The organism is Cupriavidus sp. 8B (assembly GCF_054589115.1).
In genome coordinates this window covers 74,761-89,141 of sequence record NZ_BAAILO010000129.1, presented here as the reverse complement: position 1 = coordinate 89,141, position 14,381 = coordinate 74,761, and the positions used below count along the sequence as shown (strand labels likewise).

The 14,381-nt window shown below is 68.8% G+C and carries 9 protein-coding genes; 1 reads left to right on the top strand and 8 read right to left on the bottom strand.

Going from position 1 to position 14,381, the window contains the following annotated elements; all coding sequences use genetic code 11:
- Positions 1-688: 688 nt before the first annotated feature.
- Together ACYP5B_RS14070 and ACYP5B_RS14065 are read right to left on the bottom strand one after the other, a co-directional pair.
- Complete coding sequence (locus ACYP5B_RS14070) at positions 689-1,294, bottom strand: KUP/HAK/KT family potassium transporter (protein ID WP_459570117.1); 606 nt, start codon at positions 1,292-1,294, stop codon at positions 689-691.
- A gap of 5 nt (positions 1,295-1,299) precedes the next feature.
- Positions 1,300-2,325 carry an aldo/keto reductase gene (locus ACYP5B_RS14065; protein ID WP_459570116.1) on the bottom strand — a complete coding sequence of 342 codons (1,026 nt, stop codon included), beginning with the start codon at positions 2,323-2,325 and terminating at the stop codon, positions 1,300-1,302.
- A gap of 179 nt (positions 2,326-2,504) precedes the next feature.
- Here ACYP5B_RS14065 and cls point away from each other — a divergent pair, with 179 nt between their 5' ends.
- Positions 2,505-3,938, top strand: a complete 1,434-nt coding sequence (gene cls, locus ACYP5B_RS14060; RefSeq protein WP_459570115.1) for a cardiolipin synthase — start codon at positions 2,505-2,507, stop codon at positions 3,936-3,938.
- 27 nt (positions 3,939-3,965) lie between these two features.
- Here the strand turns inward: cls and ACYP5B_RS14055 are convergent, their stop codons facing one another.
- The 6 genes from ACYP5B_RS14055 to glgX form a co-directional block, all read right to left on the bottom strand.
- Positions 3,966-4,436 (bottom strand): ion channel, encoded by a 471-nt coding sequence (locus ACYP5B_RS14055; protein ID WP_400101230.1) that lies wholly within the window; start codon positions 4,434-4,436, stop codon positions 3,966-3,968.
- 522 nt (positions 4,437-4,958) lie between these two features.
- Positions 4,959-5,228 carry a hypothetical protein gene (locus ACYP5B_RS14050; RefSeq protein ID WP_459570114.1) on the bottom strand — a complete coding sequence of 90 codons (270 nt, stop codon included), beginning with the start codon at positions 5,226-5,228 and terminating at the stop codon, positions 4,959-4,961.
- Positions 5,229-5,439: 211 nt separating this feature from the next.
- Positions 5,440-8,076, bottom strand: a complete 2,637-nt coding sequence (treY, locus tag ACYP5B_RS14045; RefSeq protein ID WP_400101234.1) for a malto-oligosyltrehalose synthase — start codon at positions 8,074-8,076, stop codon at positions 5,440-5,442.
- A 17-nt stretch (positions 8,077-8,093) separates the two neighbouring features.
- Positions 8,094-10,325, bottom strand: a complete 2,232-nt coding sequence (gene malQ / locus ACYP5B_RS14040; protein ID WP_400101236.1) for a 4-alpha-glucanotransferase — start codon at positions 10,323-10,325, stop codon at positions 8,094-8,096.
- Between the two features lie 10 nt (positions 10,326-10,335).
- Positions 10,336-12,222 carry a malto-oligosyltrehalose trehalohydrolase gene (treZ, locus tag ACYP5B_RS14035; protein ID WP_459570118.1) on the bottom strand — a complete coding sequence of 629 codons (1,887 nt, stop codon included), beginning with the start codon at positions 12,220-12,222 and terminating at the stop codon, positions 10,336-10,338.
- 38 nt (positions 12,223-12,260) lie between these two features.
- Positions 12,261-14,378 (bottom strand): glycogen debranching protein GlgX, encoded by a 2,118-nt coding sequence (gene glgX, locus ACYP5B_RS14030; RefSeq protein ID WP_400101245.1) that lies wholly within the window; start codon positions 14,376-14,378, stop codon positions 12,261-12,263.
- Positions 14,379-14,381: the final 3 nt, after the last annotated feature.

Here is a 14,381-nt window from a genome sequence, read left to right as displayed (position 1 = left end):
TTCGCAACGTAGCGGGTTGGTTACCGCTTTGCCTGGTCAACCCGAGCTTGTTCAGTTGCCTTTGCAAGCTCCGGCCTTTAGGCCGGGGTAGTTGACAGGAATTGTCCAACTGGTATTAGAGCGGTTCGCGCGCCAGCGCGCGCATCGCGGCCCGGCCAGCCGGGTTGTCAATGTGCACGGGCCGGGCGGCTACCGGCCTGCCCGCAAGGCGACTAGGGCAGGATAGTCCGCGGCGTGAGGGATATCACTCGGAGCAATCTGCAAGGGCGGGCAGATGATTCCCAAAGCAGGCGGGGGGCCAATCAACAAGGCGACCGATATCGCACCGGGCCACGGTCGATTGTTACGGTGCACGTACACATTTTGTCCACGATTGCCGGATCGTGTTATCCACAGCTTGTGTGGATAACCGGACCTGACACGCCGCGCTTGCCCAATAGTGGCGGTTATGTATCGGGCTGCCTAAAATTTGAGCAGGATCCCGGGTGACGCTTCGCCAGCGCCGGTGGACGGGGGCTTTTTCAGCACGGCTGCGCGCGCAGCGGCAAGCGCGGCAAGGTGATGGCACCGTGCAGCAGCCCAAGGTACAAGCAAGCACTGTCTGGGCCGGGCTCGAGCAGCGGTTGGTCGCGAAGGAGACCGCGTATTGTCATGAGTTGGCCGGCAGGGTGGCTTGATCGCCTGATCGTCAGATCGAAACGCGGCGGCCAATCTCCACCACCTGATCGCTGGGCAGCCGGAGAAGATCGGTAACGTGCATGCCGTTCTTGACCATCAAGGCGAACAGCTTGCCTTGCCATTGCGGCATCCGGCTGTCGCTCTCGCGCAGCACGATCGTCTCCAGGCCCATGTAGTAGGCGATGGTGCTCAGGTCCAGCCCGCAGGGCTGCACCTGTGGCTGTAGCAGCAGCTTGGGAATATCGGGCCGCTCCATAAAGCCGTAGCGGGCGTTGGCGCGCCAGAAATCCGGCATCAGTTTCGTTATCGTCGGGCGCTCGGCATCCTTGATCCATGGCACCGTCTCCGTCACGATGCTCACGGCAATGATCTTCTGTTGCAAGGCGTGGTTGCGCTTGACATGCCACAGCATCACCGGCGGCGTGCCATCCAGCGTTCGCGTCAGGAACACCCCGGCCCCGGGCACGCGCGGAATGTTCTTTGCCTGCACCTCGGCAAGGAACGTATCGGCGCGAGGTGTTGGCCAGGGCGGGCAGCCCGGCAACCGTTCGTGCAGGTTGCCAGGAGCACCGGATTTGGATCGGGTAGCCGGCTGGCTGGCCACCCTGGTGAGCAACGCGATCAGCCTGCCGAAACCGGGCGGCCTGTCAGCGGATAGTTCGGATCGTTGTAGCCATGCGTGGAGGCATGTCCGGGGCGCACTAACTGGTCGACCAGTGCCTCCTCCTCTGCGGAGATGGCCACGCCAACGGCGCCAAAGTAATCCTCGAATTGTGTCAGCGTGCGCGGCCCGGCAATCACCGAGCTGACAATCGGGTTGGCCAGTACCCAGGCGGTAGCGAACTGACCCAGCTTGAGGCCGCGCGCATCAGCGTGCTCCTTCAGCGCCTGGGCAATCACCAGCGATTCCTCGCGGAATTCGGTTTCCATCATGCGGCGGTCGGCGCGGCCCGCGCGTGAGTCTTGCGGGGGCTGCTGGCCGGGCAGGTACTTGCCGGTGAGCACGCCGCGTGCGATCGGGCTGTAGGGCACCACCCCAAGGCCGAAGTGCTGGCAGGCCGGCAGGATTTCCACCTCGGGCATGCGGTTGAGCAGGTTGTAGTACGGCTGGCAAACCACCGGGCGCGGCACGCCGAGCTGGTCGCACAGGCGCGCGACCTCGGCGATGCGCCAGCCGCGGAAGTTGGACAAGGCCCAGTAGCGGATCTTGCCGGCCCGGATCAGGTCGCCCATGGCGCGCACGGGCTCTTCCAGGTTTTCGCCGGGGTAGTCGCGGTGCAGGTAGAGGATGTCGAGGTAGTCGGTGCCAAGGCGGCGCAGGCTTTCCTCGGCTTCGCGCAGGATCCATACGCGCGAGTAGTGCGAATGGTTGGGCGCGCCCTGCATCGGGTTGCCGAGCTTGCTGGCCAGGATCCAGTCATGGCGGTCGGTGGCGAGCAGCTTGCCCACCATGCGCTCGGAGCCGCCCTTGCTGTACACGTCCGCGGTGTCGATGAAGTTGACGCCATGCGCGCGGGCGCTGTCGACGATGCGGCCGGCCTCGGCTACGTCGGTCTGGTCGGCGAACATCATGGTGCCGAGGCACAGGGCCGATACCTTGAGGTTGCTGGCGCCCAGGCGCCGGTATTCCATCTTGAACTCTGACATTGCGGTCTTCCTTGATGTGGCGGGCGGTAAAGCAGTAACGCAGTAATTCAGCAGGGCGTGAAGCCATGAAAACGTGAAAGCTTAACGCCTGCCGGGAAATTCTGCCGGCCCGCGGGCCGCGGCTATGCCAGAATGCTAGCCATTGTGATCCGGCGCCGCCAAGGCGAAATCTAACGATCATGCTCAGCCCCTCCCTCGTCGCGGCGATCGTGCTGGTGTTCCATCTGCTTGGCGTCATCGCGGCCTTGCACGCGGTCATGACGGTGCGCACCGCGCCGGGCGCCATTGCGTGGGCCGGCTCGCTGGTGATGATGCCGTACTTCACGCTGATCCCGTACATGATCCTGGGCAGCAGCAGTTTTGCCGGCTACGTGAACGCCCGCCGCTTCAACAACGACCGGTTGCGCGAGGTCACGCACGAGATGGAGCCGCACGAGCGCGAGGCGCGCGACGCCAGCGTGGTGCACTCGCCCTCCCAGCCTTGCCTGCGTGCCTTGCCCCGGCTGACCGGCATGCCGTGCCTGGCCAACAACGCGGTGCGGCTGCTGGTCAACGGCGAGGCGACGTTCGAGGCCATCTTTGCCGCGATCGGCGCCGCGCGGCAGGTGGTGATCGTGCAGTTCTTCATCGTCCACGACGATGCGCTTGGGCGGCGCCTGCAGAGCCTGCTGTGCGAACGCGCTGCCGCGGGCGTGAAGGTGTATTTCCTCTACGACAGCATCGGCTCGCACGCGTTGCCGGGCCAATACGTCAAGGTGCTGATGGCCGCCGGGGTGGAGGCGCGCGCCTTCGCCACGCGGCGCGGCTTTGTCAATCGCTTTCAGCTCAACTTCCGCAACCACCGCAAGCTGGTGGTGGTGGATGGGGAGTGCGCGTTTACGGGCGGTCACAACGTCGGCAACGAGTACCTCGGGCAAAAGCCGCCGCTGGCGCCCTGGCGCGACACGCATATCGAGATCCGCGGCAGCGCCGTGCTGGACTTGCAGATGGTGTTTGCCGAAGACTGGTTCTGGGCCACGCGGGAGGTGCCGAGGCTGCTACCCCCGCCGGCCGCACCCGCCGGGGGCATGACCTGCCAGGTGGTACCGTCCGGCCCCGCCGACGCGCAGGAGACCTGCTCGCTGTTCTTCGTCGAGGCGATCCAGGCGGCGCGCTGGCGGGTGTGGATCACCAGCCCGTACTTCGTGCCGGACGAGGCCGTGTTCGCCGTGCTCCGGCTGGCGGTGCTGCGCGGGGTGGACGTACGCATCCTGCTGCCGGCGCGCCCCGACCATCTCGTGGTATTCGCCGCCTCCACGCTATATGCCTACCAGGCGGTCTGCGCGGGTGTGAAGCTCTATCGCTACCAGCCGGGCTTCCTGCACCAGAAGGTCATCCTGATCGACGACGAAGCCGCGGCGGTTGGCAGCGCGAATCTCGACAACCGCTCGTTCCGGCTCAATTTCGAGCTGATGGTGATGACCGCGGACCGCGATTTTGCCGCCAGCGTGACGCGCATGCTGGAGGCGGACTTCGCGCAGGCCTGCCTGATCGAGCGCAGCGAATACACCGGCGCGCCGAGGCTGCGCCGCGTGGCAATGCACGTGGCCACGCTGTTTGCGCCGATCCTCTAGCCAGGGGCCAGGCCATGCGGCCGGTGCCTACAGATCCGCTTGCGCCGCTTGCCTGGAAGTGCCGGCTGGCCAGTCGCGGCGCATGATGATGTAGGTAAAGGACGTCGACCAGCCGATCAGGATCAGGCCCACCAGCGGCTCGATGCTGGCGAGCAGGCGCGTGGCGCCGATCGGCACGATGTCGCCCAGGCTTTGCGTGGTGAAGGTTTCAAGCGAAAAGTAGAGATAGACGATCGGTGTGATTGGATGGGCACTGGTCAGGCCGCCTAGGCCCAGCACATTTCCCGCCACCCAGTAGCCCACCGCAAACACCACGGACTCCAGGCCATGCGCCAGGATGATGCAGACGATCAGCACGCCAACGTTGACGCGTCCGGTCCAGCGGCGCGGATTCATGCCCGAGAGCAGTCGCAGGGCTTCGTAGTGGATGGCGACCACGGTCACGGTGAGGATACTGGCGCAGGCCAGGGCCAGGAGGTCGTGGACGGTGAGGTTCATTAGGCATTCCTTGTCGGGCCGGGCTCGCCTCGGTTGGGCGCGGCACGCGATAGTGACCGCCCTTGCCGCCGGGATGTTCCCCGGAACATGGGTGTGCAGGTCACAACCTGCTTGGAATGTAACGGGGGATCACGCGCAACACCAGCCCGAACCCGCATTAGCGGGGCTAGGAAAGCGGCGTGGCGAAGCAACGGCGCAGCCAGGCTACCAGCGGCTCGAGCCAGGGCAGGCCATAGCGCCTGCGCGGGGTCCCGGTAGGCGCGATGCAGCGTCATGCGCCCATCCTCGTCAAAACGAAAATGCGAGCTACCGTGCACCTGACAGGGCCTGCCCTGCAAGGTGAAGTGGAAGTCCCACCGCACAAACGCCTGGCCCGGCTGCCGGAATGGCTCGCCGATCACAAAGCGCGGGTTTCGCTGGCGGTCCTGATGCCTACATGTACGGTGCGCAGCGGGGATGGGATGCGCGCGGGAGGCCACGCGCCGGCGGCTCCCTGCCTAGGAGGCCTAGGGCGAGGCCGGCTTAGTCGAAGTCGACGTAGAACTCGCCGCGCGGCCCGTCAAAACCGACGCGAGGCACCTTGCCGTGCTCGCGGCTGGAGCGGGCCAGGGCTTGGAACTCGGCCTGCCGGGCGGGCTCGCGCAGGCTGCGGCGGGCCTTGGTGCTGATCTCGACCGGGCCGCACTGGGGGTTGTCGCAGTCATACCGCACCCATTGCCCGTAGCTGCCTAGGCGGGCGCGGGCTGCGGCCTGGGTGCCGCAAAGCGGGCAGGATTCTTGTTTTTCCTTCATCGCCGGAGAGGGTCGTAGAGGGGGATCGATGCAGGCGCCATGCTTTCTCGCTGGTAGCAATGCAAAGGAAAAACTACGCGCGGCTTGCCACGCTGCGAGGCGGGCAAAGCCCTGCCTGACTTTGCATACAAGTCTGCGCAGTTCCCCGTCATGGTGCTGCCCCTCTTCGGAGGGGATAGGCCAGGCATGGCCTGGGGCGCTCGCACGCCGATCACGGCGTGCGCAGCAGCAGGGCCACCGGCAGCATTTCCAGTACCTCAGCCAACGGCAGGCGGCCTTCGCGCGCATCCAGCGGGCGGCTGGTCAGCACGTCCACCCAGCGGCTGTCCTGGCAAAATCCCACCTGCAGCGTGGTGTCGCGCCATTTCGCGGGCGCCAGCATGGGCCGGTCGGCCTCGGCCAGCCGCGCGGCCAGCCGGGTGCCGACCACCAGCGCCTGCACCTGTCCACGGCGGCGCCCGAAGGCCAGCGCATGCGCGGCAAGCGGGCCGGCCAGCGGCACGGGGCGATAGTCGCCAGCGGCAAACAGGCCTGCATGGGCGCGCCGCGCTGCCAGCACGCTCCGGATGAGTTGAAGCTTGATGCGGCCGTCGTGCCAGTTGGCCATCCATTCCGGCCAGCCCGCGGCGTTGCTTAGCCGGGTGCGCAAGGTCTCGAAATCCACCGGCCGGCGGTTGTCGGGATCGACTAGGCTCAGATCCCAGTCCTCGGTGCCCTGGTAGCGGTCGGGCACGCCCGGGGCCGTCAGCTGCACCAGCGCCTGCGTAAGGCTGTTGATGGCGCCCGGCACGGCGTTGCGGCGGGCAAAGCGGGCGATCTGGCCGAGCACGTTGCCCTCGGATGCATCGGCGCCAAGGGCGTCTAGAAATGCGGCGCAGCCTTGCTCGTATGCCGCGTTCGGGCTGGTCCAGCTGCCGTGCTGCTTGGCTTCCCGGATCGATTTCAGTTGCCAGGCCTGCACGCGCGCCAGCAACGCGGCCACGCCCTCGGTATTGTCCGGAGACAACGCGGCTGGCCAGGCGCCGACGAGGGTTTGGTAGAGCATCAGGCGGTGCGCGCCATCGGGGCCATCGGTGCAACCGGGAAGGCGTGCCAGCAAAGGCTGGCTCTGCGATTCCCACAGACCGACCGCTTCCGCCCACTCACCTGGCAACTCGCTCAGCACGGCCAGGCGCATGCGTGCATCCTCGCCGCGCTTGTGGTCATGGGTGGCGGTGGCCAGCATGGCATTGGGCCAGGCCTGCGCGCGTTGCGCCATGCGTGCGTGGAAGTCCTCGGGCGCCAGCGCCAGCGTGGCCGGGTTGCTGCCCACTTCGTTGCGGGACAGCAGGCGGCCGTAGCGATAGAACACGGTGTCCTCGCCGGCCTTGGCGGCCAGCGGCGGCATGAGTTGCTGCAGCCGCGTGCGCGCCTCGCGCAATACCGTGCTGTCGCCGGCCGGGTCGCCCAACCAGGACTGCAGGTGCTCCAGCGCCGGCAGGTCGGTGGCAGCCAGCGTCGCGCGCGCGGCGTCGGCGGCCTGCTGCAAGGCAGCCTTGTCCTCGCGGGCGCGTACCCGCTCGCTGAAGTAGGTGCGATAGACCTGCAGCGGCGCCAGCAGCGCTGCCAGTGCCCGGCGCAGGCTGGCCAGCGTGAGGTCGCGCGTGGCGGGCTCGCTGCGCGCGCAGGCGTGCAGGCGGCGGCTGGCGGTCTCGAACTCGGTGACCAGGTGATGGCCGAGCATATGGCCGCGGGCGGCCGCCACCTGCGCAGCGAAGGTACGCGTCTCGCCGCTCATGGCCTGCCACAGCGCGGTGAGCGCGTCCGCACCCGCGCCGTCGTGCAGCACGGCGGCGACCTCGTTCATGAAATCGTAGCCGGTGGTGCCATCCACCAGCCAGTCCGCGCGCAATGCCTCCGGCTCGGCAAGGATCTTTTCGATCACCAGCCACGGGCACTCGATGGCACGCGCCGGCGGGCGCTCGGGCGCCAGCGCGGTCAGGTGGGCGCGCAGCCGCTGGCAATAGGCGGCAGGGTCGGCCAGGCCGTCCACGTGGTCCACCCGCACGCCGTCGATCCAGCCACCGCGGAACAACTGGAACACCAGCCCGTGCACCGCCTCGAACACCGGCACCTGTTCCACGCGCATGCCCACCAACTCGCTGATTTCAAAGAAACGGCGCCAGTTCAGCTCGTCGGCCGCCGTTGCCCACCAAGCCAGGCGGTAATGCTGTTGCTCCAGCAGTTCATGCAGGCGCGCACGGCCCGCCGCGTCGCGCCCGTCCAGCAAGGCGGGCAGGCCGGGGGCGGTAGCCGGGTCGATCGTATCGTCCGCCAGGGGCAGCTCATGCTCGCCGTAGCACAGCAGCGCGGCGCCCGCGCCGGCATCGAAGCGCAGCGTCACCTCGCCCGCGCACAGCGCCTCCCAGTACGGCTTGCCCAGGATGGGCAGCAGCACCCGGCCGTGCAGGTCCGGATCGGGAGAATGCCAGTCAATGTCGAAATGATGGGCATAGGCGCTCTGCGCCCCGTGCGCCAGCACGTCGCGCCACCAGGGGTTGTGATTGGGGCTGGCCGCCATGTGGTTGGGCACGATATCCAGCACCAGCCCCAGGCCGTGCTCGCGGGCGCATTCGGCAAAACGGTAGAAGCCGGTCTCGCCGCCTAGCTCGGGGTTGATGGCGCGGAAATCGGTGACGTCATAGCCGTGGGTCGAGCCCGGGCGCGCGCTGAAAATCGGCGAAAGGTACAGATGGCTGACGCCGAGCGCTGCGTAGTAGTCGGCCTGGGCGGCGGCATCCTCGAAGGTAAAACCGGCATGCAGTTGCAGGCGCGCCGTAGCGCGCGGCGGCAGGCAGGGTTGAGGCATTCGGTGTCTCTCTTTATCTATGGTTTGTCAGGCTTTTGGCTTTTGGCGGCCTCGGTGCTGCGCAACGCGGCAATGCGCCGGCGTACGAGGGGATCGGCAAACAGCATGCGCACATCGGTATCCAGCCGGCGCTGCCAGTTAGGGTGGCCCGTCACCGTGCCAGGCAGGTTGGGCTGCTCGCGCACGCCCAGCAGGTCTTCTATCGGCACCAGCCGCAACGGCGTGCCGACGCGGCCAAGCCAGGCCAGGATGGCATCCAGCGGCGGGTGGTCGGGGCCCGCTTCGGGTCCTTGGACCAGCCCGCCGGCGGCCAGCGCCTGCCATAGCGCCGAGCGGTCGCGGGCACGCGCGGCCAGTGCCTCGGATTCGGTCTCGTCGGCGCCGAGCTGGTCCAGGCGCGCGCGCCAGATGATGTCGCGGCCGGCCCACCAGCCCGCCACGGTGGGGAGGTCATGCGTCGTGGTGGTGGCCACGGCTTCGGCAGCCCATGACTGCGGCGGCAGGAAAGCCGGTACCTCGCCGGCCTCGGCCGGCTCGGCCTCGCGCTCGAACCACAGCACGTCGATGCCGAGCATGCCGCGCGCGGCCAGGCTGGCGTTGAAGCTCGCCGGCACGGTGCCGAGGTTCTCGCCGATGATGACGGCGCGGTGCCGCCAGGATTCCAGCGCGATCAGCCGCAGCAGGTCGTCGAACGGGAAGCGCAGGTAGGCGCCCGCGGTGGGCGGCGCGCCATCGGGCACCAGCCACATGCGCGCCAGGCCGAGCGCGTGGTCGATGCGCAGGCCGCCCACGTGGCCGAGGTTGGCGCGCAGCATCTCGATAAAGGCGCCAAAGCCTTTACGGCGCAGCGCGCGCGGCGAGAACACGGAAACCCCCCAGCCCTGGCCAAGCGGGTTGTACAGGTCCGGCGGCGCGCCGGCGCACACGCCCGGCAGGATTTCGTCCTGGCGTGCCCATGCGTGGCTGCCGCCGGCATCGGTGCCCACGGCCAGGTCGGCAATCAGGCCGATGGCCATGCCACCATCGTGCGCGGCGCGTTGCGCTGCGGCCAGCCCGTGCGCCGCCAGCCACTGCACGAAGGCGTGGTAGCTGACCGCCTCGGCATGCGCGCTGGCAAAGGCTTCCACCGAGGCCGCATGCGGCGAGTGCTGGGTCACGGGCCATTGCCGCCAGTCCGCGGCGGCGGCCGCTTCCTGCGGGCTGCCGGCCGCCGCCATATGGGAGGCCTGCAGCGCTTCGAAGCGGGCATGCGCCTCCAGGGCGTCGCCCTGGCGACGGCGAAAGGCCGCAAACGCCTGCGCAGCATGGGCGGGCAGCAGCGCGGCGCGCCGTTGCCACAGCCACTGCAGCACGGCATTGCGCGCATGGGCCAGCGCGATCCAGTCGATCTCGGAGCGTGCCTCCAATGCCTGCCAGGTGGCGCGCAGGCTGAGCGCCGCCGTGGCTTGCTCGACGGCGCGCTGGCCGAAGGCGGCGGCGGGATCGGCATAGAGCGGATTGAGGAAGAGCCGGCTGGAGGGCGCATACGGGCTGTAGCGCTGGGGCATGGCGGCAAAGCCCGCGTGCAGCGGATTGATGGCGAGCGCATCGGCGCCTTCGCGCGCGGCCGCCTCGCAGCACTGCGCCAGCGCGGTGAGGTCGCCCAGGCCGGTGGGGGCGCCGCGGCGCAGCGAGTACAGCTGCACCGACAGGCCCCAGGGCCGCTGGCGCTCAGCGGGGCCTGCGCCAGCACCCGGCTGTCGCGCGAGCCGCGCATCAGCGACGCCGAAGCAGCGCGGTGGCGCCACGGCCAGTGTGATTTCGGTGTCGCCGAGCATCAGCCTGTGGTAGCCGCTGGCGGCGATGCCCGGCACGCGCAGCGCGCCGTCGTCATCGCGCCGCGCCGTGCCTGTGACCACACTGCCGTCCTCCAGTTCGAGCCGGTAGGCTTGCTGCGGGACGGTGTGCGCCCATGGGATCGCGACCGCCAGGCCCTGGTCCGCTGTGATCAGCGGCGGCAGGGCTTGCGCGGCATCTTCGGCCGCAAGATGCGCACGCGCCGCTTCGCACTGGCCAACGGTCGCGCTGCGCAGGCCGAACCTGCCGAGCAGGGCACGCAGGACATCGGGCTCGACCTCGCGCGGCCGGCTCTGGGCGTCTTCCCAGTGGACCATCAGGCCGGCGCGGTCGGCCAGCGTGTGCAGCGCCAGCATGGCGCCGTCACGCGGGAGCGCAGGGGCGGGGGCGCGGGGGGAGGCGGTGGGATCCATGGGGGCCTCGTTACGGGTGGGCAGGCTCATCCAGGCAGGCGATGGCGGTGGCGGCGGGCAACGCGCCGTTGGCCAGCGCCTGCATGGCGCCTTCACGGCTCTGCGCCAGCAGCCTGCCGGGTACGACGGGCGGATGGCCCGGCGACACGCTTGGCGCCGGCGCGCTGGCAAAGTTGATCCAGATCGTCAGCAGCGCGCCATCGCCCAGCCGCCAGCTGGCGGCCAGCGCCGCTTCGCCCACGATGCGCACGCCCGCGCTGGCGCTGCCGGCCAGGCGCGGCACCAGCTCGCTGCGGCGGATGGCCAGCAGCGCGCGGTAGTACTGGCTCCATGCGTTGTCGCCCTCGAGCGGGGGACGCGATGCCTCGAAGGTGGCGGGGTCATTGGGGTCGGGGGTCTGCGCGGCGCGCGCAGGGTCGCGCAAGGCAGCCATCATGCTGAACTCGCGCTGGCGCCCGGCGCGCACGGCCTCGGCCAGCTCGGGCGGGTGGCTGGTGAAATACAGGAACGGGGTTTGCGCGCCGTATTCTTCGCCCATGAACACCAGCGGCACCTGCGGGCACAGCAGTTGCAGCAGGACCGCCGCGCGCAGCGCGTCGGGGCTGGCCAGCGTGGCCAGGCGCTCGCCGAATGCGCGATTGCCTGTCTGGTCATGGTTCTGCAGGAACAGCACGAAGGCGGTGGGGGCCAGCGCGGCGCTGGGCTGGCCACGCCGCACCGGCTCGCTGCCGGGCACGCTGCGCGTGGGCGAGATCTCGCCCTGGTAGGCAAAGCCTTCGGCCAGCACGCGCGCGAGATGCCCTAACGCGGCGGACGCGGGCGCAGCCGCGCTGGCATCGCCATCACCGGCGGGCCGCGCATAGTCGCCGTAGTAGCCATCGTGCTCGCCCGTCAGCAACACGTGCAAGGCATGGTGGCCATCGTCGTTCCATTGCGCGTCGAAACCCGCGCTGAGCAGCGCGGCCTCGTTGTCGTCGTTTTCCAGCACCAGGTGGATGTGGCGCTCGGGGTGGCGCGTGCGGACCTCGGCGGCCAGTTCACGCAGCCAGCCTTCGTCCACGATGGCGTGCACGGCGTCCAGGCGCAGCCCGTCGAAGCGGAAGTCCTCCAGCCAGTAGAGCGCGTTCTCGGTAAAGAAGCGGCGCACCTCGGGCTGGCGGAAATCGATGGCCGCGCCCCACGGCGTGCGCACGTCGTCGCGGAAGAATGCGCTGGCGTACTGGTGCAGGAAATTGCCTTCCGGCCCGAAGTGGTTGTAGACCACGTCGAGCAGCACCATCATGCCGAGCCCGTGCGCGCAGTCCACCAGCGCACGCAGCTCAATCGGCGTGCCGTAGCTGCATTCCGGGGCGAACGGCAGCACGCCGTCGTAGCCCCAGTTGCGCCCGCCGGGAAACTCCGCCAGCGGCATCAGCTCCACCGCCGTGAAGCCGAACGCGGCCAGGCGCGGCAATTGCCGCGTGGCGCCGGCGTATCCGCCGCACAGGCCCACGTGCATTTCATAGATCACAGCCTCGTGCCAGGGACGGCCTTGCCAGTAGGGATGGCACCACGTATAGGCGCGCGGATCGCACACCAGGCTGGCGCCGCCGGCATCGTTGGCCTGGGCGCGCGAGGCGGGATCGGGCACGGTGGTGCCGTCATCAAGCCGGAACCAGTAGCGCGCCGACGGGCAACACGGCGCCACGGCCTCGAACCAGCCTTCGCGCTCGCCCGGGCCGGGCGCCACGGCGGACATCGGCAGCGCGCCCAAGCCAGCGATCTCCAGCCGGATCGGCTGGCCATTGGCAGCCGCGTCCGGCGCCCACAGGCGAAAACGCATGCGAGCGTCCTCGAGCCGGCTGGGACCGAATGACTGCAGTGGCGGCGGCGCCAGCTGCGATGGCAAGGCGTTCATGATGCGGCCTCCTTCAAGGGCCTGCGATGGGTTGATGGTCAGCTCCATGCCGAATCTGCATTCGAGTCGTCGTCCGGCACAGCCAGCAGCAGCGCCACCGAATGCGCCGGCACGGTGACCGCCGGTGTGTTGACATTGGCCTCGGCCGCCTCGGGCCGGCTGGTGTCGAGCAGCCGCCGCCAGTATTGCGCCGGCTCGGGCAACTCGAAGGCGGCGTCCTCGCCGCTGGCGTTGAGCAGCAGCAGGGTGATCTGGACCTTGCCATCCGGCCCGGTGGCGCCGCGCCGCAGGGCCAGGGTGCGGCCGTCCGGGTTGGACCATTGCTCCGGGCTGAGCGGCTGGCCATCGGTATCGAACCAGGCAATGTTGGCAAGGCCCGGCTCGATTTCGCGGCGGCCGTGGGCAAAGCGCGTTTCGGCGAAGGCGTAGAGGCGCCGGCGCAGCGCCAGCAGGCGGCTGACAAAGGCGGTCATGGCGCGGCCGCCGGGGCTGTCGGCGTCCTCCCAGTTCAGCCACGAAAGCTCGCTGTCCTGGCAATAGGCATTGTTGTTGCCGCCCTGGCTGCGGCCCCATTCGTCGCCGGCGGTGATCATCGGCGTGCCGTGCGAGAGCAGCAGCGTGGACATCAGCGCGCGCGCCACCCGGCCGCGCGTTTGCAGGATGGCGGGATCGTCGGTCGGGCCTTCCACGCTGCCGTCCGGGCTCCAGTTGGCGCTGGCGTTGTCGTCGGTGCCGTCGCGGTTGTCCTCGCAATTGGCCTCGTTGTGCTTGCTGCTGTAGCTGACCAGGTCGGCCAGCGTGAAGCCGTCGTGCGCGGTGATGAAGTTGACCGAGGCCCAGGGCTTGCGGTGGCGGCGGTCGAACAGGTCGGCCGAGCCAGACAGGCGGGCGGCAAGGTCGGCGCGCTGGCCGTCGTCGCCGCGCCAATAGCGCCGCGCGGTGTCGCGGAACTTGTCGTTCCACTCGGCAAATCCGGGCGGATGGTTGCCCACCTGGTAGCCGCCGGGGCCAAGGTCCCACGGCTCGGAGATCAGCTTGACGCGCGACAGCACCGGGTCCTGCAGGATGGCGTCGAAGAAGCCCGCACCGGGGTCGAACCCGGTGCCTTCGCGCCCCAGCGTGCTGCCGAGGTCGAAGCGGAAACCGTCGACGTGGAAGCACTCCACCCAATAGCGCAGCGAGTCCATCACCATCTGCAGCACGCGCGGATGCGACAGGTTGAGGGTGTTGCCGCAGCCCGTGTCGTTGATGTAGTGGCGCTCGCCACCGGGTATGAGCCGATAGTAGCTGGCGTTGTCCAGCCCGCGCCAGGAGACCGTCGGGCCAAGTTCATTGCCCTCGCAGGTATGGTTGTAGACCACGTCGAGGATGACCTCGATGCCCGCCGCGTGCAGGCGGCGCACCGCCACCTTGAACTCGTTGACCTGGCCGTTGCTGAAATACGCGGGCTCCGGCGCGAAGTACGACAGCGTGCTGTAGCCCCAGTAATTGCGCAGGTCGTGCACCAGCAGGAAGCGGTCCTGCAGGAAGGCGTGCACCGGCAGCAGCTCCACGGTGGTCACGCCGAGCTTGTGGAGGTGGTCGGTGAAACGCGGGTCGCACAGCGCGGCAAAGGTGCCGCGCGTATGGGGCAGCAGATCCGCGCGCAGCATCGACAGGCCGCGCGGATGCACCTCATAGATCACGGTCTGCTCCCACGGCACCGCGGGCGCGCGGTCGTCGCCCCAATGGAAGCTGGCGTCCACCACCACCGCCTTGGGCATGGCGGACGCGCTGTCGCGGCGGTCCGGGGTGAGGTCGGCGCGGGGGCTTTGCAGCCGGTAGCCGAACAAGGCATCGGACCAGCGCACAGGGCCGCTTAACTGCCGCGCATAGGGATCGAGCAGCAGCTTGTGGGGATTGAAACGGTGCCCGTTTGCTGGCTCGTAGGCGCCGAACGTGCGATAGCCGTAGACCGTGCCGATCGCCGCGTGCGGCAGGTAGCCGTGCCAGACCTCGTCGGTGCATTCCGGCAGCGTGATCCGCGTCAGTTCCTTGCGGCCATTGGCAGAGAACAGGCACAGGTCGATGCGGGCGGCATTGGCAGAGAACACAGCAAAGTTGATGCCAAGCCCGTCCCAGTGCGCACCTAGCGGGTACGGTTTGCCGGGCAGCATGCG

Bases quoted from the DNA above. Each gene is read 5' to 3' on its own strand.
- ACYP5B_RS14065 (WP_459570116.1), bottom strand. From the start codon at position 2,325: ATGTCAGAGTTCAAGATGGAATACCGGCGCCTGGGCGCCAGCAACCTC.
- cls (WP_459570115.1), top strand. From the start codon at position 2,505: ATGCTCAGCCCCTCCCTCGTCGCGGCGATCGTGCTGGTGTTCCATCTG.
- ACYP5B_RS14055 (WP_400101230.1), bottom strand. From the start codon at position 4,436: ATGAACCTCACCGTCCACGACCTCCTGGCCCTGGCCTGCGCCAGTATC.
- ACYP5B_RS14050 (WP_459570114.1), bottom strand. From the start codon at position 5,228: ATGAAGGAAAAACAAGAATCCTGCCCGCTTTGCGGCACCCAGGCCGCA.
- treY (WP_400101234.1), bottom strand. From the start codon at position 8,076: ATGCCTCAACCCTGCCTGCCGCCGCGCGCTACGGCGCGCCTGCAACTG.
- malQ (WP_400101236.1), bottom strand. From the start codon at position 10,325: ATGGATCCCACCGCCTCCCCCCGCGCCCCCGCCCCTGCGCTCCCGCGT.
- treZ (WP_459570118.1), bottom strand. From the start codon at position 12,222: ATGAACGCCTTGCCATCGCAGCTGGCGCCGCCGCCACTGCAGTCATTC.
- glgX (WP_400101245.1), bottom strand. From the start codon at position 14,378: ATGCTGCCCGGCAAACCGTACCCGCTAGGTGCGCACTGGGACGGGCTT.